The organism is Arthrobacter sp. M71 S08 (assembly GCF_059089725.1).
In genome coordinates this window covers 201,737-220,278 of record NZ_JBNHEY010000002.1, presented here as the reverse complement: position 1 = coordinate 220,278, position 18,542 = coordinate 201,737, and the positions used below count along the sequence as shown (strand labels likewise).

General features: G+C 65.0%; 17 protein-coding genes. 4 read left to right on the top strand and 13 right to left on the bottom strand.

The genetic code is table 11. The features are described 5' to 3' along the window. Positions 1 to 100: 100 nt before the first annotated feature. Entirely contained in the window at positions 101 to 1,099 is a 999-nt protein-coding gene (locus AC5RTB_RS04910) for an aldo/keto reductase (protein WP_494059966.1), read from the bottom strand. Positions 1,100 to 1,195: 96 nt separating this feature from the next. On the opposite strand from AC5RTB_RS04910, the gene AC5RTB_RS04905 reads away from it, so the two are divergent. Further along, the gene (locus AC5RTB_RS04905; RefSeq protein ID WP_494059965.1) at positions 1,196 to 3,142 is read left to right on the top strand and encodes a penicillin-binding transpeptidase domain-containing protein; all 1,947 of its coding nucleotides are present in this window, start codon (positions 1,196 to 1,198) and stop codon (positions 3,140 to 3,142) included. A gap of 2 nt (positions 3,143 to 3,144) precedes the next feature. Here the strand turns inward: AC5RTB_RS04905 and AC5RTB_RS04900 are convergent, their stop codons facing one another. Beyond that, positions 3,145 to 3,549 (bottom strand): YccF domain-containing protein, encoded by a 405-nt coding sequence (locus AC5RTB_RS04900; protein ID WP_494059964.1) that lies wholly within the window; start codon positions 3,547 to 3,549, stop codon positions 3,145 to 3,147. Between the two features lie 132 nt (positions 3,550 to 3,681). Continuing rightward, a complete protein-coding gene (locus AC5RTB_RS04895; protein ID WP_494059963.1) occupies positions 3,682 to 5,325 on the bottom strand; it encodes a DEAD/DEAH box helicase in 1,644 nt (547 codons plus the stop codon). A gap of 309 nt (positions 5,326 to 5,634) precedes the next feature. Between AC5RTB_RS04895 and AC5RTB_RS04890 the strand changes: the two genes are divergently transcribed. Further along, positions 5,635 to 6,864 (top strand): M20 metallopeptidase family protein, encoded by a 1,230-nt coding sequence (locus AC5RTB_RS04890; protein WP_494059962.1) that lies wholly within the window; start codon positions 5,635 to 5,637, stop codon positions 6,862 to 6,864. 45 nt (positions 6,865 to 6,909) lie between these two features. Then, the gene (gene trmB / locus AC5RTB_RS04885) at positions 6,910 to 7,779 is read left to right on the top strand and encodes a tRNA (guanosine(46)-N7)-methyltransferase TrmB (protein ID WP_494059961.1); all 870 of its coding nucleotides are present in this window, start codon (positions 6,910 to 6,912) and stop codon (positions 7,777 to 7,779) included. A gap of 9 nt (positions 7,780 to 7,788) precedes the next feature. Here trmB and AC5RTB_RS04880 read toward each other — a convergent pair whose 3' ends face one another. The 10 genes from AC5RTB_RS04880 to AC5RTB_RS04835 form a co-directional block, all read right to left on the bottom strand. After that, positions 7,789 to 8,301 (bottom strand): DinB family protein, encoded by a 513-nt coding sequence (locus AC5RTB_RS04880; protein WP_494059960.1) that lies wholly within the window; start codon positions 8,299 to 8,301, stop codon positions 7,789 to 7,791. Positions 8,302 to 8,347: 46 nt separating this feature from the next. Beyond that, entirely contained in the window at positions 8,348 to 9,040 is a 693-nt protein-coding gene (locus AC5RTB_RS04875) for an SDR family NAD(P)-dependent oxidoreductase (protein WP_494059959.1), read from the bottom strand. Between the two features lie 51 nt (positions 9,041 to 9,091). Next, positions 9,092 to 9,784, bottom strand: a complete 693-nt coding sequence (locus AC5RTB_RS04870; protein ID WP_494059958.1) for a PspA/IM30 family protein — start codon at positions 9,782 to 9,784, stop codon at positions 9,092 to 9,094. A gap of 5 nt (positions 9,785 to 9,789) precedes the next feature. After that, positions 9,790 to 10,395: a hypothetical protein gene (locus tag AC5RTB_RS04865; RefSeq protein ID WP_494059957.1), complete on the bottom strand. Its 606-nt coding sequence runs from the start codon at positions 10,393 to 10,395 to the stop codon at positions 9,790 to 9,792. A gap of 48 nt (positions 10,396 to 10,443) precedes the next feature. After that, on the bottom strand, positions 10,444 to 10,866 hold the full coding sequence (locus tag AC5RTB_RS04860; RefSeq protein ID WP_494059956.1) for a heat shock protein transcriptional repressor HspR: 423 nt from the start codon (positions 10,864 to 10,866) through the stop codon (positions 10,444 to 10,446). A 37-nt stretch (positions 10,867 to 10,903) separates the two neighbouring features. Further along, positions 10,904 to 11,914 carry a DnaJ C-terminal domain-containing protein gene (locus tag AC5RTB_RS04855; RefSeq protein ID WP_494059955.1) on the bottom strand — a complete coding sequence of 337 codons (1,011 nt, stop codon included), beginning with the start codon at positions 11,912 to 11,914 and terminating at the stop codon, positions 10,904 to 10,906. 146 nt (positions 11,915 to 12,060) lie between these two features. After that, positions 12,061 to 12,777 (bottom strand): nucleotide exchange factor GrpE, encoded by a 717-nt coding sequence (locus tag AC5RTB_RS04850; RefSeq protein ID WP_494059954.1) that lies wholly within the window; start codon positions 12,775 to 12,777, stop codon positions 12,061 to 12,063. Between the two features lie 2 nt (positions 12,778 to 12,779). Then, positions 12,780 to 14,654, bottom strand: coding sequence for a molecular chaperone DnaK (gene dnaK, locus AC5RTB_RS04845; protein ID WP_494059953.1), 1,875 nt, complete (start codon positions 14,652 to 14,654; stop codon positions 12,780 to 12,782). Positions 14,655 to 14,827: 173 nt separating this feature from the next. Further along, positions 14,828 to 15,676 (bottom strand): alpha/beta fold hydrolase, encoded by an 849-nt coding sequence (locus tag AC5RTB_RS04840; RefSeq protein ID WP_494059952.1) that lies wholly within the window; start codon positions 15,674 to 15,676, stop codon positions 14,828 to 14,830. Positions 15,677 to 15,805: 129 nt separating this feature from the next. Next, positions 15,806 to 17,977, bottom strand: coding sequence for an MMPL family transporter (locus AC5RTB_RS04835; protein ID WP_494059951.1), 2,172 nt, complete (start codon positions 17,975 to 17,977; stop codon positions 15,806 to 15,808). A gap of 91 nt (positions 17,978 to 18,068) precedes the next feature. Between AC5RTB_RS04835 and AC5RTB_RS04830 the strand changes: the two genes are divergently transcribed. Beyond that, positions 18,069 to 18,542 carry a MarR family transcriptional regulator gene (locus AC5RTB_RS04830; protein WP_494059950.1) on the top strand — a complete coding sequence of 158 codons (474 nt, stop codon included), beginning with the start codon at positions 18,069 to 18,071 and terminating at the stop codon, positions 18,540 to 18,542.

Sequence of the window (18,542 nt, the reverse complement as noted above, 5' to 3'; positions counted from 1 at the left end):
CCACGACGACTAAGTTGAGTGTACTACGCTCAACTTTCGTGCGCAGCGCCGGGAGCCCGTTTTCACTTCAGGCGAACCCGCCTTTATGCTCCAGTCCCGCTCAGACCTCCCTGCCCTTGGAGACCCAGTTGGGGTCGGCGCTGCGCTCCCCCACGACGAGGTCGGCTGCGGCGTCCAGCACGTCGCAATCCGCCTCAGAGAGGATGATCGAAAGAGCACCGATGTTCTCGTCAATGCGCTCAGGCTTGCGCGTGCCCGGGATCGGTACCACCGGGAGCCTGAACCTGCGACCCTGCGCCGTAAGCCAGGCAAGCGCGACCTGCGCCGGCGTAGCGCCGGTGCTGACCGCCACCGACTGGACGGCCTCCTCCACGGCGGCATTGGCCTGGATCGCATCGGCGCCGAATCTCGGGACGCGATGCCGAAAATCATTCTCTGACAGGGACTGGGACTGAACCGTGCCGGTGAGGAAGCCCCGCCCGAGCGGCGAATAGGGCACGAACCCGACACCCAATTCGGCGGCTCGCGGCACAACCTGGCGTTCGACGTCCCGGCTCCAGATCGACCATTCACTCTGCACGGCAGCGATCGGGTGCACTGCGTGGGCGGCGGCGAGCTCGTCCGCAGTGACCTCGGACAGCCCCAGGTGGCGCACCTTCCCCGCCGCAACGAGGTCAGCCATCGCCCCAATGGTCTCCTCGATCGGCACCGAGGTGTCGCGTCGGTGCATGTAGTAAAGGTCGATGACGTCCGTTCCCAACCGCCGCAGGCTCGCATCAGCCGCGCTCCGGACATAGGCCGAATCACCGCGTATGCCGGTGTAACCCGCAGCCGGGCTTCCCTCGATGCCGAACTTGGTGGCAAGTTCCACCTCATCCCGTCGTTCGGCGAGCAGCTTGCCCACGAGCTCCTCATTACTTCCTGCGCCGTAGATGTCTGCCGTGTCGATGAACGTCACCCCTGCATCAACGGCGTGATGGAGAGTCTTCAGTGCCCGCTGCTGGTCGAGTCCTCCGTAGACCTCGGTCAGCGCCATGCCGCCGAAACCTTGTGCGCTCACGGTGAAGCCGGCCGCCAGTTCAGTTCGCGTAAGGGTCATGCTCTCGATGGTATTCCTGTGGTGCCCTACCCGACAGAGCGCGGAAAGCCGCTGTCTTAGGCAGGAGCGGCAACCCCGTGCGCGATAATGGAGCGCATGGGGAAAGCCGAAATCACCTCCGTCCTGACCATCGCCGCCATGGTGCTGGCGCTGACCGCCTGCACGCAGGACGGCCCTACCGCCGAAGATGCAGCAACATCGCTCGCCGAAGGCCTGACGAACACGGACCTGACCGGCGTTACTCTCGATTCAGTCTCTCCCGAAGAGGCCACAGCCCAACTGGAAGAGATCACCGCTGCCCTTGACCCGGTCTCGCCCACAGTGACCGTCGCATCAGTCGAATCCACCGGCGAGGACACGGCTACGGCCCAGCTCAACCACGTATGGGACCTCGACGCGAGCGACGAGGACTGGACCTACACCACTACGGCGGAACTGGCCCTTGTCGACGACGTCTGGCAGGTGGGTTGGGATCCCTCCGTCGCGGTCGACGGCCTGGGCGAGGAAGCCTCGCTTGTGGTCTCCAGGACTCCGGCCGAACGCGGGGAGATCCTCGGCGCGGGCGGCGAGGTGCTGGTCACTGACCGGCCGGTCATCCGGGTAGGAATCGACAAGACCCTTCTTGACCCGTCCGAGCTGGAATCTCCCGCGGCTGCGCTGGCTGAACTGGTGGGCATCGACTCCGCCGCCTATACCGAACAGGTGGTCGGCGCCGGCGAGCAGGCGTTCGTCGAGGCGATAGTCTTCCGTGACACTGAGGACCGCCCCGTCTCCGCCGAAGAGCTGAATGCCATCCCCGGCGCCGCCGGGATCCCGGACACCATCCCCCTTGCCCCCACCCGCACCTTCGCCCGTGAACTTCTGGGCTCCGTCGGGGCCGTAACCGCCGAACTGGTGGAAAAGTCAGAAGGTCGGCTCAAGGCCGGCGACGTTGCCGGACTGTCCGGCCTCCAACTGCAGCATGACCAGAAGTTGGGGGGATCCCCCGGATCGCTCATCGAGGCCGTGACCGGAGAAGGTGAAGCACGCAGCAGCGAGGTGCTGTTCGAGAAGGAGCCTGTGCCCGGGGAACCGCTGGAGATCACTCTCGATACGGCGCTGCAGACACTCGCTGAGAACGTACTGGCGGAAGAACCCTCGGCCTCCTCCATCGTTGCCATCCGCCCGTCCACCGGGGAGATTCTGACGGTCGCCAACGGACCGGGAAGCGAGGGATTGCAGACGGCACTGCTCGGTCAGTTCCCGCCCGGATCCACCTTCAAGGTGGCCACGTCGCTCGCACTGCTAAGGAACGGCTTCACTCCGGAAACCACCACAAGCTGCCCGGAGGAGCTGGACGTCGAGGGCCGCGCGTTCAGGAACGTACCCGGTTACCCGGCGGAGTTCACTGGTGATATTCCCCTCCTGCAGGCGCTCGCACAGTCCTGCAACACGGGATTCATCTCGCAGCGCGATGTAGTTTCCCAGGAGGCACTCGCGTCGGCTGCTGAGGACCTCGGGATCGGGATCGACGTTCCCATCGGCACTCCGGCGTTTTTCGGCTCTGTCCCCGCGGAGGCGGACGGAACCACCCATGCCGCGTCGATGATCGGGCAGGGCGAGATCCTGGTCTCGCCCCTGTCGCTGGCCATCATGGCGGCGTCCGTCGGAGCGGGCGAACGGGTGGCTCCGACGCTCCTGGCGGCTCAGGAGGAGGCGTCGTCGTCAGCTTCTGCAGAAGCATCGCCGGAGGTTACGGCCACGCCGGAAGAAACGCCGGCACCCAGCAACCTGACCGCCGACGAGTCGGCAGCGCTGAAGGAGATGATGGGCGCCGTCGTCACTGTGGGAGGTGCGCAACTGCTGGCGGACATCCCGGGTGAACCCGTTCTCGCCAAGACCGGCACCGCTGAATTCGGCACAGAAGACCCGCCGCGAACCCATGCCTGGGTGGTGGCCCTGCAAGGCGATCTCGCCGTCGCCATCTTTGTCGGGGAAGGCGAACGCGGGTCCATTTCCGGTGGCCCGCTGATGGAGGAATTCCTCCGTGGGGCCGGTCGGTAGCGTTACCGCAGCTGCTGCGGCAGCCGGGTGCCCGACGTCGGAACGATCTCCTTGCCCAACGGCATGAGTGACACCGGGATGAGCTTGATATTCGCGATACCCAGCGGGATTCCGATGATGCTGAGGAACATCGGAATTGAGGTCAGCACGTGGCCAATGGCAATCCAGACGCCTGCCACCACAACCCAGACGACGTTGCCCAAGGTGGAGAAGAAATAGGTGCGCCCGCCGCGGTCCACCACTGACCGCCCAAACGGCCACAGCGCATAGGCACCGATCCGGAACGATGCTATTCCGAAGGGGATGGTGACGATGAGCAGGCAGCACACAAAGCCTGCCAGGAAATAGCCGACTGCCAGCCAGATTCCGCCGAAGAGAAGCCAGATGATGTTCAGGAGTGCATTCATGGGTCTATTCTTCCTGCCTGGAGCATCGAAAGACCATGAGGGTCTTCCCTGAACTATCTTCCAAACCTGTTCAGGAAACAACGATGCCCACCGGCCTGGTTCAGCTCGGTGGGCATCGTTTTGGCTTGTTACCTAGCGGCCGCGGCGCTCGTTGGAGGCCGGTGCACCGGCCCGGCGGGGGCCGGAACCGCGGGTCCCGGCCGGACGGCCGGACGACGACGGCGCGTGGCTGCGCTGACCCGAGCCCGGCTGCGCCTTGCCCTGCGTGCCGCGGCTGGCCGTGGCGCTGTGGGCGGCGACGTCACCCGAGCGGGCGGGACGGGGGCGGCGCGTGCGGTTGCCTCCGGTTGCGGCACCCTCACCGGTACGACGCTCGCTGTCAGTTCCGAAACGAGGTGCCTGCGGCTGGTCCTTGCGTCGCTCGGCGCGATTGCCCTGGGGCTCCGCTGCAACGCGGCCTCGACCGCCGCGGCCACCGCGGCCGCCGGCGGCGGGAGCCGCGCGTCGGGCGCGCTTGCGCTCAGCGTTGGCGCCGGTCGAGGCGCCTGCACCGCGCGGGGTCTCGCGCTGCGCCAGGAGGGCGGCCCGGGTCCGCGGGTCGATCTTTTCTGCAGCCTCGCCGATCAGCTTGCCCACGAGCGGGGAGGTCGCTGTGACGTTCTCGAACCCGACGCTCACGCCTGCGGCCTTCATGAGTTTCTGCACTTCGCCCTTTTGCTCGGGCAGGGTGATGGTCACGACGGTGCCGTCGGAACCGGCACGGGCCGTGCGGCCGGAGCGGTGCAGGTACGCCTTGTGCTCCGTGGGCGGATCAACGTGGACCACGAGCTCGACGTCGTCCACGTGTACTCCGCGGGCTGCGACGTCGGTGGCGACGAGCACGCGCACATCGCCGGTGGAGAACTCAGCCAGGTTGCGGTCGCGTGCATTCTGCGAAAGGTTGCCGTGCAGGTCAACGGCCGGGATACCGGCGTCGGTCAGGGTCTTGGCAAGCTTGCGGGCGTGGTGCTTGGTGCGCATGAACAGGACGCGCTTGCCCTTGCCGGAGGCGAGCTGCACGATGAGCTGCTTCTTCTGGGTCTGGTCGCCGATCAGGAGCACGTGGTGCTCCATGGTGGTGACCGAGGCCTGGGTTGTGTCCACCGAGTGGGTCAGCGGGTTGGAAAGATACCGCTGCACGATCTTGTCCACGCCGTTGTCCAGGGTGGCCGAGAACAGCATGCGCTGACCTTCGGTCGGCGTGGTGTCCAGGATCCGCTTCACGACGGGAAGGAAGCCGAGGTCGGCCATGTGATCGGCCTCGTCCAGCACGGTGATCTCCACCGACTCGAGCGTGACCAGCTTCTGGCCCATCAGGTCTTCAAGCCGGCCGGGGCAGGCAATGACAATGTCGACGCCGGCGCGCAGCGCCTTTTCCTGGCGTGCCTGGGAGACGCCACCGTAGATGACGGTGGTGTTCAGGCCGAGCTCGGCGGCCAGCGGCTCCACGGTCGCGTTGATCTGTGTGGCAAGCTCACGCGTGGGAGCAAGGACAAGCGCCAACGGGCGGCCCGGCTTGCGGCGGTAGGCTGCCTCGCGCTCGGCAAGGCGCGACACCATGGGCAGCGTAAACGCGAGGGTTTTACCGGAGCCGGTACGGCCGCGGCCAAGCACGTCCCGGCCCGCAAGGGTGTCGGGGAGGGTCTTGACCTGAATGGGGAACGGTTCAGTGATTCCCTGGTCGGTGAGGGAACGGACCAGCGCTGTGGGCACGCCAAGCGCAGCAAAGGTAGTCATGTAAAGTACACGAACTTTCTTCTCATCTTCCCTGCGCACCGGTTGGTGCCCAGAGTCCGCCGAAGGAAAGTCAGACAGTGTCAACCGCTCTCACGATCTTGGGAGATAGCGCGGGACAAAAGAATGCGTTCATCGACGCAGGCTGCGGCTGAAGGTTCTCGAAAAAAGCTTCATATGCCGCAAGCAAGTGGATTCAGTCTATCAGTGGTCTGGTTGCGCTCCTGACGGCCGTTGGTGAGGATGGGGATTGTGTGAGCAAGCCCACCATGCGTGCCGCACTGACAACCTCACCACACCGCAGGAGGAACCATGTCCACCGCCGCTGCTATCCGCTCCCACGCTGCAGATCTTTCCGGGGAAGTAACTGAGCTGCGCCACCGGCTGCACCAGGAACCGGAGGTCGGCCTGCATCTTCCCCGGACGCAGGAGAAGGTGCTGGAAGCGCTCGACGGGCTTCCCTATGAGGTGAGCGTGGGCAAGGACACGACGTCGGTGACCGCTGTTCTGCGCGGAACGGCACCATCGTCGGATGGTCAGAAGCCAGTGGTTCTGCTGCGCGGCGACATGGACGCTCTTCCCGTGCAGGAGCAGACCGGAGTCCACTACACATCCCGGATTGACGGCGCCATGCACGCCTGCGGCCACGATCTGCACACGGCGATGCTCGCCGGAGCCGCGCGGATCCTTGCTGACCGGCGCGAGGAGCTGGCGGGCGACGTCGTACTGATGTTCCAGCCCGGCGAGGAGGGTTTCGATGGCGCAGGGGTGATGATCCGCGAGGGCGTGCTCGAGGCCGCAGGGCGGCGGCCGGACGCGGCATACGGCATTCATGTTGTTTCCTCGTTGCTTCCCAATGGCCTGTTCGCCAGTCGGCCCGGCACACTGATGTCGGCGTCCAATTCGCTGGATGTGACCGTCCACGGCGTCGGCGGCCACGGTTCTGCACCCCACCGCGCCAAGGACCCCGTCACCGTTGCGGCAGAGATTGTGACGAGCCTGCAGACCATGATCACCCGGCAGGTCGACATGTTCGATCCCGTGGTGCTGACCGTCGGGCTTCTGCATGCGGGAACCAAACGAAACGTCATCCCGGAATCCGCGCGCATCGAAGCGACGATCCGGACGTTCTCCGAGCAGAACCGCGAGCTGATGCGAACCGCGATCCCGCGCCTGGTGAACGGCATCGCCGAAGCGCACGGACTCTACGCAACGGTGGAGTACGAGACGGAGTATCCGCTGACGGTTACGGACCCGACGGAGACCTCGAACCTTGAGAAGCATGTCCGTGAATTGTTCGGTGACGAGCGGTACACCCAGATGGCCAATCCCCTCAGCGGGTCCGAGGACTTCTCCCGGGTGCTGGCAGCCGTGCCCGGGAGTTTCGTATTCCTGTCCGCCGTTCAACCGGGTGTGGATCCGGCGGGAACCGCGTTCAACCACTCCCCCTACGCCACCTTCGACGACAGCATCCTCGCCGACGGCACGGCCCTCTATGCGCAACTGGCGATTGCGCGGATCGCCGAACTCTCGGGCGCCTGACCCGTCCGGACCGAGAGCTTGGCGCGGATCGCTACGCTTGTACCGATGAGCACGCACCCTGAGCCCCAGCCATTCCCCACCCAGCCCGTTTCCTTCGTGCGCCGAGGCTCACGGCTGCAGGGACGTCGTCGTGATGCGTGGGCGGAGCTGTCCGAGGGCCTCGTGGTGGAGGTTCCGCGCAGTTCCGCGGCGGACACCTCCGTGGACGCCACGTGGGAGTACGACGCCGCTGCCTCCTTCGGGCGCGAAGCGCCACTGGTGATCGAGGTCGGGTCTGGGTTGGGTGAAGCGGTGGCACATGCCGCAGCCGAGCACCCCGAGCGCAACTTCCTCGCCCTCGAGGTGTACAAACCGGGGCTCGCCCAGACCCTGCTTCGGATTGACCAGCGAGGATTGACCAACGTGCGCGTTGCGCAGGTGAACGCTGCGGAAGCGCTGGCCACGATGATCCGCCCCGCCTCGGTCGCAGAACTGTGGGTCTTCTTCCCCGATCCCTGGCACAAGACCCGCCACCACAAGCGCCGGCTCGTCAAGGACTCCTTCATCGAGCTGGCCGGCCGCGTGCTGGAACCCGGCGGCATTCTGCGCCTCGCCACCGACTGGTCGGACTACGCGGCGCAAATGCGCGAGGCCGCCAACGACTCACCGCTGTTCGAGAACCTGCACGAGGGCGAACGCGCCGGCGCGGACAACCCCCTGACCCAGGTGTGGGCCAGCGGCGTCGAGCACGAGGTCGGCGGAACGCCCCGCCGTGAAGGACGCGAGCCCGCCGGCACAGCCTCGGCCCGCGAAGGCGAGGACACGATCGGAGGGTGGGCCCCGCGGTTCGAGGGCCGCATCCTCACGAGCTTCGAGAACAAGGCCCACGACGCCGGCCGCATGATCTTCGACCTGGCGTACCGGCGGGTCTCCTAGCCGCTGCCCTCAGGCGCGGACATCGTGAAGGTGATGGACGACGTCGTGCAGTCCGTACTGCGCAAGGGTTGCGACAGTGAATGACGACCCGTTGCTTCGACGCCCTCCACGGTCCCAGTCCGTCACCGAATCCAGCAGCGCGGTGTAGGCCTCGCCGGCGTCCGCAAGCTCGCGCTCAACCCTGGTCGGATCCTCGGCGGCGTAGTTCTTCTCCTGCGCCGTGCGGTCCTGGTCCCAGTTCTGGAAGAGCGGGTCCTCCTGCGCCAACATCAGCTCAGTGCGTTCAATGAACAGCACATAGACGTCCCGGACGTGGGCAGCGTATTCAAGCGCTGACCAGGTGCTCTCGTCGGGGCGCACGCGCACGTCGGGCCTTTGGAGGACAGTTCGCCACTGGGTCAGATCCGCCCTGTGCTGATCCGCGATGCGATCGGGCGGGTAGTCCGCCGGGTTGAATCCGCATTCGGTGCAGGGGCGCTCCAAGACCCAAGTCCAGTCCTTGGTATCCGGTTCAATTGCCATGATCGAAGCGTAGCCGGGGCCGGGTGGTGAGGCGACCTAAGCTCACTCAGTCAAATGACGACGACGGCACGTCCCGCTCCCCCGCAGCTATCGCGTCAACGATTCGGCGGGCTACGGCATCCGGGTCCTTGCCCTGCGGCAGGCGGGGTGCCAACCCGTCGATGGGACGGTTGGCCAGCCCGGTTTCGGTGTGCGGCGGCCGAACATCTAGGACGCGCACCCCGCGACGGCGCAACTCAAGCGCGGCAGCCTTGCCGAACGCGCTCAGAGCCGCCTTGCTCGCAGAGTACGCGGCCATGCCCCCGGTGGGACTCTCAGCGACGACAGCGCTGATCTGCGCCACCACAGATCCCTTGCCCAGCCGTGGGACGACCGCTCGAAGGAGCCGGGCGTAGCCCACGAAGTTGGTGAGCAGCAACTCGTCCAGGGTGTCATCGTCAAGCTCGGTGAGGGAACCGAAGGCCACGACGCCCGCAGCATAAACCATGCCGTCCAGAGTCTCGTCATTCAACGTATCGGCGATGCTGGCGGGCCCGCCGGGCAGCGTCAGGTCTGCGGCAACGGAACCTGCACCCAGCCGATCGGCGACTGCGCGGAGTTTCGCCTCATCGCGTCCGCTGAGGACCAGCCGCGCTCCCCTTGCTCCCAGTTCTGCCGCTATGCGCGAACCGAGCTGGCCCGTTGCTCCTACTACCAGGAACTGTTTGCCACGGATGTCTGCGCCGTTGATCTCGCTCATGGGCTGAGCCTGGCAACCGGCGCTGATGCTTCCCTCACGGGGTCTGCGGGCCTACGCTTGCCCGCGCCGGCGGCCCTGCGCCCGTTCTTTCAGCTGCCGGAGTTCCTGCTCGGCTGCCTCACGTGCTTCGAGCTCGCCGAACGCCTGTTCGAGCTTCCCGGAGGACGGGTCGGACCAGGTGAGTTCCTCCTGGGCGGCCTGCAGATGCCTCAAACGCCTGGCTTCCCGTTCCGCCTCGCGCGCGGCGCGCGCGGTTTCCACGCTGCTTCCCGCTGAAGCGGACACCGCGCCCTGAACGTCCAGCGCCGCCTGGGTGGCGCCGTGCTGCGCCTTGAGGGATTCGTAACGGACTGCGTTTTCCTGCAATGAAGTTTCAAGCCGGTACAGGTCCGCTTCGAGGGCGTGGAACTGCTGATCGACGCCGTCGCGCTGGCGGGTCAGCGTCTCAAGTCTCTTCTGCACTTCCAGTGCCCGGCGAAGCGCAGCCCGGGCGGCGTCGTCGTTGTTGTTCGCAACAGCGCGTTCCGCCTCGCGGTTGCAGGCGTCGAGGTCTGCCGCCGCCTGCCGGGCGAGGCTGTCGACCCGGTGCCGCACGGCGGCGAGGTCGGCAACACTGCGGCGGGCGCGGTCGAGGTTTTCCTCCTGTTGCCGCTGGGACTGGCCGAGCGCGGCAATGGGATCAACCGGTTCAGCGGCGTTGCGGCGCGAGGAAAGGATGCGTGAGATGCGGCGACGTACAGACACTGGTGCTAGGCCCGCCGCGTGCCGGTGCCGTAGGCGGCGTTCCAGGTCCTCAGAGCACCGATTTCCGTGGTGAGGCGTGAGGTGGCGCGCTCAAGCTGCCTGCTGCCGGAGACCTGATGAACCTCGAGAAGGGCTCGACGCAGCTGAGCTGACAGTTCGCAGAGGGAGTTGACCTGCTCGCCGATACCGCGGGCAAGGTCTTCGCGGAGCGCCCTGTTCGGTTCCCGTTCGGCAAGGGCAAGGCGTTCGCCGAGTACGGTTTCGGCCCGGGTGAGGTCCTCCGCGGTTGCGGCCAGGTCTCCCGTGGGAGAACCCTGTGCGATAGCCGCCGCAACGGAGCGACGGGTGGCATCCGTGGAGCGCTCGAGTTGGAGCCGGAGCCTTGCGAGCTCCCGTGCCGATGCATCCGAGGAGAAGGACCGCAGACGGCTGGACCCGCGCTCGATCCGGCGGCGGAGGACTCCCGAACGGCGGACGCGGCGCACGATCAACCAGGTACCGGTTGCCGCGCCGATGGCTAGAACACCCAGAACCGCTCCACCAAAGAGGAGGAGCTGAAGAACACCCTCCAGCAGGACTTCCGCGGCGTCAGCGAACTCTGATTCAGGCATGTATATAAGTGTGCCGTGGAATTGAAGGTTGCGCTACGTCGGCGGGACTCAACGGGAAGGATCCCCGCGCCAGATCATGAGTGCCTGGCTGCGCGGGCGGGGACGCTGGCCCCTGGCGAGGGTGACGACGTCGCCCGCGAGACCGGCAGCGAAGACACGGCTGGTCTCCGGCTTCCGGCGCTGCGCCAGCTCTTCCGTGAGTTCGCTGACCCTGTGCTGGAGCGCCATGACCTGATTCTCCAGTTCCAGGATGCGCCGGATCCCCTCCAGAGAGACGCCCTCGTGGGACAGTCGCTGAACTTCGCGCAGGACATTGACATCCCGTTGGGAATACCGGCGGGCCCGCCCGGGCGCCCTGCTGGGGGTGACGAGACCCAGCCGGTCGTACTGACGCAGCGTCTGGGGATGCATGTCTGCGAGCTCCGCCGCCACGGAAATCACATAGATCGGCATATTGATATCAACAGACATGGTGTCGCTCCCCTCTGCTGTCTAGATTCCCTACACCCTAAAGCCGCGCCTTTTCGGCGAGATTGTTGCGCGGGTCGGCATCCTTCGTGGCGCTGGCGAATGCCTCGACGGCGGCCGCCGCGTCCTTGTTCAGATTCTGCGGAACGACGACGTCGATGGTCACCAGCAGATCGCCTGTGCCCTTCGAAGTCTTCACTCCGCGGCCCTTGACCCGAAGGGTCCTGCCGGACGGAGTACCCGCCGGCACTTTCACCTTGACGGTCTCACCGTCCAGGGTGGGCACCTCCACCTGCGCACCGAGCGTAGCCTCGGGGAAGGTGACAGGTACGTGCACCCGGATGTTGTCGCCGTCGCGCTGGAAGAACGGATGCGGCTTCACATTCACCGTGACCATGAGGTCACCGTTTCCTGACGGCCCCGACTGGCCCTTTCCGCGTACACGGACCTTCTGTCCGTCACGGATACCGGGAGGAATACGAACGTCGATCACCTCGCCGGACGGTTCACGCAGACCGATCGTGGTGCCGCGGATGGACCCGGCGAAGGAGATGCTGGTGCTCGCCGTCCGGTCTGCGCCCTTGCGTGGCGGTGCCTGATACCCAGGGAATCCACCGCCCCCGGGAAATCCCCCACCGGAAGAGTAGCCACCGCCTCCCCCGAACAGATCGGCGAACTCCGGAGGCAGGTTGCTGCCGCCACCGAAACCTCCGCGCTGGCGGCCCGCGGTCTGACCGAAGAGGTTCCCGAACATGTCGTCAAAGCCGGCGCCGCCGCCTGCCCCGCCCGGACCGCCGGCGGTGAAACGCGCTCCGCTGCCCATGGCGCGGATCGCGTCGTACTGCTGACGTTGCTCGGGATCGGACAGCACCGAGTACGCCTCGGAGATGTCCTTGAACATCCTGTCCGAGCCGCCGGTGCTCTGGTTCTGGTCGGGGTGATGCTTGCGCGCGAGCTTCCGGTAGGCCTTCTTTATGTCGGCGTCGGAGGCGTCCTTGGGCACGCCAAGGATCTTGTAGAAGTCCTTGTCGACCCAATCCTGACTAGCCATCTGACCCCTCCTCTCTCTAAATCTTTAACTTGTCCTGTTCGTGGAAGCCTTGCGTCCTTCCCCTCCGCTAAAGGGGGTTTAATATTCCGAAGCGAGCTTTGCGAGTCTCGGAAGTTCGTTGCCCCGGAGGGGAAGGACGCGCCCAGCTACTCAGGAACCGCTACGATCACCTGGGCTGCGCGCAGGACGCGGTCGCCCTTCTTGTATCCGGCGCGGAGGATCTGGCTGACGCTGTCGAACTGGACGTCCGGGCTCGGCTGCTGAATGAGCGCTTCGTGAATGTTCGGGTCGAACTCCACGCCGGTCTCATCGATGCGGGAGAGGCCGTAGGTCTTCAACGCGTTCTCCAGCTTGGTGGAGATAGCGGCGAAGGGCCCGTCCGCAAGGTCGCCGTGCTGGCGGGCGGCGTCTATGTCGTCGAGCACCGGCATGAGCGAGTTCAGTACCCCGATCACTGCCATGTCCCGTGCGACGTCGCGGTCCCGCTCCACCCGCTTCCGGTAATTGACGTACTCGGCCTGAAGCCGGAGCAGGTCATTCCGAAGCTCGGCCTCGACGTTGGTGGACGCTGGAGGAATCTCTTCCCCGCCACCAGCCTCATTGAGGATCGCTTCCGCCTGGGCCAACGCATCAACACCGGCGTCCGCTCCGTCCGGGTGCGCAGAGTCCGACGCATCCTGTGCGGTTCCGGCGCCGGGCTCCTGGCCGGCACCCGCGAAGGGGGCCGAACCAGGGGTACCCGTGCCGTCTGTTTCGGCTGTGCCTTGCTGCCCACGGATCTCCCCAGTCTCCGGGTCGATCTTCCGGTTATCCCGGAAGCTCACTGGCTCTGAGTGTTCTTCTTCGTTTCCGTGGTGCGGCATGGCTACTTCTTCTCGTCTTCGTCAACGACCTCGGCATCGACGATGTCTTCGTCGTCAGCCTTGGATCCGTTCTCGCTGGGCTCACCGGTGGGGGTAGCGCCGGGACCGGCGGCACCTTCCTGCTGAGCCTGGGCGTAGATGGCCTCGCCGAGCTTGGTCTGGGAGGTCTGCAGCTTCTCGAAGGCAGCCTTCACCTCGTCATCGTTGTCCTGCGACTCCAGAGCCTTCTTCAGTGCGTCAACGTCGCCCTGAACCTCGGTCTTGACTTCTTCGGGCAGCTTGTCGGAGTTGTCGTCGATGAGCTTGCCAACGGAGTAGGCCAGCTGCTCGGCCGAATTGCGGACATCCGCAGCCTCGCGGCGCTTCTTGTCCTCGGCAGCGTGCTCTTCAGCCTCACGGACCATGCGATCGATGTCTTCCTTCGACAGCGCGGTGCCGCCGGTGATGGTCATCGACTGCTCCTTACCGGTGCCCTTGTCCTTGGCGGACACGTGCACAATGCCGTTGGCATCGAGATCGAAGGTGACCTCAACCTGCGGAACACCGCGCGGCGCCGGTGCAATACCGGTGAGCTCGAAAGTGCCCAGGGGCTTGTTGTCACGAGTGAATTCGCGCTCGCCCTGGAATACCTGGATGGCAACCGAAGGCTGGTTGTCATCTGCGGTTGTGAAGGTCTCGCTGCGCTTGGTGGGGATGGCCGTGTTGCGCTCGATGAGCTTGGTCATCACGCCGCCCTTGGTCTCGATGCCCAGCGACAGCGGGGTCACGTCGATCAGGAGGACGTCCTTGCGCTCACCCTTCAGCACACCGGCCTGGAGGGCAGCGCCGACGGCGACAACCTCATCCGGGTTCACGCCCTTGTTGGGCTCCTTGCCGCCGGCCAGTTCCTTCACCAGTTCCGAAACAGCGGGCATGCGGGTTGAACCGCCGACAAGGACGATGTGGTCGATGTCGGAAACCTTGATGCCGGCTTCGGCGATGACGTCGTGGAACGGCTTCCTGGTGCGGTCAAGCAGGTCCTTGGTGAGGTCCTGGAACTTGGCACGGCTCAGGTGCTCGTCGAGGTGCACCGGTCCGTCCGGAGTGACGGAAAGGTACTGCAGGGAGATGTTGGTGGAGCTGGCAGAGGACAGTTCCTTCTTGGCCTGCTCTGCAGCTTCCTTCAGACGCTGGAGCGCGATCTTGTCCTTCGACAGGTCCGCGCCCTTGGCCTTTGCCTGGGCGAGCAGGAACTCCACGACCCGCTGATCCCAGTCGTCGCCGCCGAGGCGGTTGTCACCGGAAGTGGCACGAACCTGGATGGTGGAGAAATCATCCTCATCCTTGCCGACTTCCAGGAGCGAGACGTCGAACGTACCGCCACCGAGGTCGAACACGAGGATGAGCTCGTCTTCCTTACCCTTGTCCAGGCCGTAGGCCAGGGCTGCGGCGGTGGGCTCGTTGACGATGCGCAGGACGTTCAGGCCTGCGATCTCACCGGCTTCCTTGGTGGCCTGCCGCTCAGCGTCGTTGAAGTACGCCGGTACGGTGACGACGGCGTCTGTGACCTTCTCACCGAGGTAGCTCTCGGCATCGGTCTTCAGCTTCTGCAGGATGCGGGCAGAGATTTCCTGCGGCGTGTAGGTCTTGTCATCGATCTGTTTGGTCCAGTCAGTGCCCATGTGGCGCTTGACGGAGGCAATGGTGCGGTCGATGTTGTTGACGGCCTGGCGCTTCGCGATCTCGCCGACCAGAACCTCGCCACCCTTGGAGAAAGCGACGATGGACGGGGTGGTGCGTGCGCCTTCCGCGTTGGCGATAACGGTGGGCTCGCCACCTTCAAGCACGGAGACGACCGAGTTGGTTGTACCGAGGTCGATACCTACTGCACGTGACATGCGTGTTCCTTTCGACGAGCCGCCGGTCAACGACCGGTGGCTGGTTTTGTCAGGTTCCGCTCACATTGAGCGTTCTGCACTCAACTGTACGCTTGGCTACTCAGGAGTCAAATCAGAGTTGAGCCGCTGTGACTCAACTCTGGTCTGGAGGCATACCCAGGCGGGTACCGTTCTTACAGGCAGCGTGGCTGGAATGCGGGATCCGCGGGACCGTCCTGCGTCAGCGCGTGGGACACGAGCCGGTGCACCACTGGGTCATTGGGCGCCTGGTCGTGTTCAATCACGTTCAGTGCGCACTTGTCCTGGATGGTGATGTTCGTTACCTGGCGTGCGGACCCGTCGAGGAACTGGCTTGTGTAGGGCGTGACAACTTCGTCATACCTGGTGCTGATGACCGTGTAGGACGGCCCATTGACGGTGTCACCGATCGAGTTGAGTTCGGTCAGGAACGGGGAACCGGCCTCCTGGTCGGCACAGGCCTGACAGAGGAAACCGGAATCCGAAGCGGTCAGCGGAGCATCGCCGCCGGAAGGCACCAGGACTCCCTCGGTGCCGTGGTTCGAGGACGCTATGCCGACCAGGTGGTTGACCTTCTTCGCACCACCGAGGAAGCCGAGGTAGTAGCGCGGCATCATGCCGCCCTGGCTATGCCCCACCAGATCCACCTTTCGTGCCCCGGTGGCGCCCAACACGGCGTCGACGAAGGTAGCAAGTTCCACGGCAGAATCAGCCACGGGACCGGTGGCGTCGATGCCGTCGGTGGTTCCATAGTTGAGGGCGAAGACGCAGTAACCCTGCTCGGCAAGCACGGGCGACAGCGTGGACCAGTTCTTCAGCATGCTCTCGAATGTTCCCGGCACGAGGATGACCGGATGGGGATGCTCATCACTGGGCTTGCAGGACCAGTTGTTCGACCCCGGCGGAGAAACATCCTCGGTATCCGCCACTGCGGGGGCGGCACCGGCAATACTTCCGGTCAGTAGCGCTGCTGTGGCAAGGATCGTCGACAGGCGGCGTGACATATGTGAAACCTCTTCGTATCATCGAGGCCCCCGGGCGGGAGCGTGCATCGCAAAGACGCTAGCTACCGCCTGCTCAATCGCGCAACGACTATGAAAATATGTGCACAACTCCTGCCGTCCCCATCAGCTCTACGCCCTATGGGCTGGTACCTTCCGTTCCGTACGCCCAACTGAACCAATGCCGGAAGGTAACCTTCCGTCGTGCCGTGAGAGTGCGGACGGCCACCAGATCTTGGGGCCGATGTCGTAGGCGAGCGCCGGAACCAGGAGGGATCGGACGATCACGGTGTCCAGCAGCACACCGAACGCCACGATGAAGGCGATCTGCGCCAGGAACAGGATGGGGATGACACCCAAGGCCGCGAACGTCGCCGCCAGCACGATGCCGGCCGAGGTGATGACACCGCCGGTCACGCCCAGCCCGCGGAGGATGCCGGGCCGCGTTCCGATACGCAGCGATTCCTCTCTCACGCGGGTCATCAGGAAGATGTTGTAGTCGACGCCCAGCGCCACCAGGAAGACGAAACCGAAGAGCGGCACGGAAGCGTCTGCGCCGTCGAACCCGAGGAGGTTGTTGAACACCAGCGCCGACACACCAAGCGCCGTCGCGTAGGACAGCACCACTGAACCGATGAGGAGCACCGGCGCCAGCACGGACCGAAGCAGCAGCATCAGGATCAGAAGAATGACCACCAGGACGATCGGGATGATCTTCGCCAGGTCAGCCTGCGCGGTCACATTGGTGTCCAGGGCCACCGCGGTCACCCCGCCCACCAGCACATCCGGGCTCACGGCATCCAGGTCCACGCGCAGCTGCTTGACCAGTTCCTCCGCTTCGGCGGAGTCCGCCTGGTAATCAAGTGTCGCCCGGACGAGCACGTTGCCGTCGCGTACGACGTCGCCTGCACCATCGGCGACCACGGTAGCCTCTGTCACTCCCTCCTGCTCTTCGACGACCTCAAGCACGCCATCCTGCCGGCTTTCGGGAGCAACGATCGTGACCGGACTGCCGGCGCCTGCGTCGAAGTGGCGTGCGAGCGCGTCCTGACCGTCCACGGCGTTGGACGGAGCCAGAATGAGGGACGACTGCGGCACACCCGACGCCTGCAGCTGGAGCAGCCCCAATGAACCGGCGGCCAGCACCAGCAGGGACACGATCCACACAGGCCGGGAGAACCGTGAAATGAGACTGCCGACGCGCTTCCAGATGCCACGCAGACCCTCAAGGCCGGTGACGTTGCGCTCATGAACGCCGACGGGGTGGGTGCCTACCTTGGGCCGCAGCGGCCAGAACGCACTCCGGCCGAAGATCAGGAGGAACGCGGGGAGGAGGGTCAGGGCGGCAAGCAGGGAGAAGACAATGCCGATGGCGGCAATAGGACCCAGGCTGCGGTTGGAATTTAGGTCAGAGAAGAGAAGGCACAGCAGCGCAAGGATCACCGTCGCCCCCGAGGCGATGATGGGCTCCACCGAGGCACGATAGGCAGCCTTCATCGCATCCCACTTGGAGCTGAACTCCCTGAGCGTCTCCCGATACCGGGCAACCAGAAGCAGCGCGTAGTCCGTAGCCGCGCCGATCACAAGGATCGACAGGATGCCCTGGCTCTGGCCGCTCAGCTCAATCCAGCCCCACAGGGCAAGGCCGTACACAAGCAGGATCGACGTGGCAAGCGCAAAGACCGAGGTGAGAAGCACCAGGAACGGCAGGATGAGGGCACGGTAGACGGCCAGGAGGATAAGGAATACGGCACTCAACGCGACTGCCAGCAGGATTCCGTCAATGCCCCCGAAGGCGCTGACCAGGTCCGCGGTGAATCCGGCCGGACCGGTGACGTAGCCCTCAGTGCCCGCGGGCAGTTCCGCCTCGAGCACCTCGCGGAGTTCGGCCACAACCTCACCCAGCTCACCGTCGTCGGAGACGGAGGCGATGTACTGGACGGCAAGGCCATCCTCGGAAGGAATGGGGCCGATCACCGCCGGCTGCCCATCCGAGGCCGCTTCAAGTCCCGGTACCTTCTCCAACTCCCCCGCGAGCTCCTGGTATTGCGCCAGTTCCTGCGGCGGGATTTCCGTCTCCGACTCGACGACAATCACGGCGGGCAAAGCCGTTGACTCCGTAAATGCCTCCTGCAACTCTCCGGCCTCCGTTGATTCGGCATTGGCCGGAAGGAAGGACGCCTGGTCATTACTGGAGACGCCCTCCAGCTTCCCGAAGGTGGGCCCGCCGAACCCGGCGCCGATGAACCACAACACCACAATGAACGCCGGGAGAATTACCCGGACCCACTTCCTCTTGAACATTCGTAACCTCCCTGAAGTATCTCTGTTAGCTACTATATCTATCATAGAGATAATTGGCAGTATCCTACTCTGTTAGATGAAGAGGAGAAATATGGCCGCCACCGCACCACGTGAGTTGATGTCCCTGTTGCAGCAGTTCACGGTCGAGACCGACCGCTACGTGGACACCATCAGCGTTCGGGATGCCCTGCACCGGACGGACCTCAACGCGCTCGGAATCATGATGGGCGCTGCCCGCGCTGGTGCAACGGTGACGCCCGGAATGCTGCGCCAGGCCCTGAACCTGAGTTCGCCGGCCACTACCGCGCTCATCGACCGCCTGGACGAGGCAGGTCATGTTCGCCGCTCCCGCAGCTCCGTTGACCGCAGGCAGGTTCACCTCGAAATGACGGAGAAGGCCCTCGCGACGGGGTCACGCCTTTTTGCACCGCTGGCCCACGAAGTGGAAAAGGCGCTGTCTGACTTTTCCGCTGAGGAGCTTGAGCTGCTCAGCACCATGATGCGCAAGGTCACCGACGCCACAGTGCACGCGCGCCAGCGGGCAGTGGAGGAACCGCCGGAGTAA

Bases quoted from the DNA above. Each gene is read 5' to 3' on its own strand.
- AC5RTB_RS04910 (WP_494059966.1), bottom strand. From the start codon at position 1,099: ATGACCCTTACGCGAACTGAACTGGCGGCCGGCTTCACCGTGAGCGCA.
- AC5RTB_RS04905 (WP_494059965.1), top strand. From the start codon at position 1,196: ATGGGGAAAGCCGAAATCACCTCCGTCCTGACCATCGCCGCCATGGTG.
- AC5RTB_RS04900 (WP_494059964.1), bottom strand. From the start codon at position 3,549: ATGAATGCACTCCTGAACATCATCTGGCTTCTCTTCGGCGGAATCTGG.
- AC5RTB_RS04895 (WP_494059963.1), bottom strand. From the start codon at position 5,325: ATGACTACCTTTGCTGCGCTTGGCGTGCCCACAGCGCTGGTCCGTTCC.
- AC5RTB_RS04890 (WP_494059962.1), top strand. From the start codon at position 5,635: ATGTCCACCGCCGCTGCTATCCGCTCCCACGCTGCAGATCTTTCCGGG.
- trmB (WP_494059961.1), top strand. From the start codon at position 6,910: ATGAGCACGCACCCTGAGCCCCAGCCATTCCCCACCCAGCCCGTTTCC.
- AC5RTB_RS04880 (WP_494059960.1), bottom strand. From the start codon at position 8,301: ATGGCAATTGAACCGGATACCAAGGACTGGACTTGGGTCTTGGAGCGC.
- AC5RTB_RS04875 (WP_494059959.1), bottom strand. From the start codon at position 9,040: ATGAGCGAGATCAACGGCGCAGACATCCGTGGCAAACAGTTCCTGGTA.
- AC5RTB_RS04865 (WP_494059957.1), bottom strand. From the start codon at position 10,395: ATGCCTGAATCAGAGTTCGCTGACGCCGCGGAAGTCCTGCTGGAGGGT.
- AC5RTB_RS04860 (WP_494059956.1), bottom strand. From the start codon at position 10,866: ATGTCTGTTGATATCAATATGCCGATCTATGTGATTTCCGTGGCGGCG.
- AC5RTB_RS04855 (WP_494059955.1), bottom strand. From the start codon at position 11,914: ATGGCTAGTCAGGATTGGGTCGACAAGGACTTCTACAAGATCCTTGGC.
- AC5RTB_RS04850 (WP_494059954.1), bottom strand. From the start codon at position 12,777: ATGCCGCACCACGGAAACGAAGAAGAACACTCAGAGCCAGTGAGCTTC.
- dnaK (WP_494059953.1), bottom strand. From the start codon at position 14,654: ATGTCACGTGCAGTAGGTATCGACCTCGGTACAACCAACTCGGTCGTC.
- AC5RTB_RS04840 (WP_494059952.1), bottom strand. From the start codon at position 15,676: ATGTCACGCCGCCTGTCGACGATCCTTGCCACAGCAGCGCTACTGACC.
- AC5RTB_RS04835 (WP_494059951.1), bottom strand. From the start codon at position 17,977: ATGTTCAAGAGGAAGTGGGTCCGGGTAATTCTCCCGGCGTTCATTGTG.
- AC5RTB_RS04830 (WP_494059950.1), top strand. From the start codon at position 18,069: ATGGCCGCCACCGCACCACGTGAGTTGATGTCCCTGTTGCAGCAGTTC.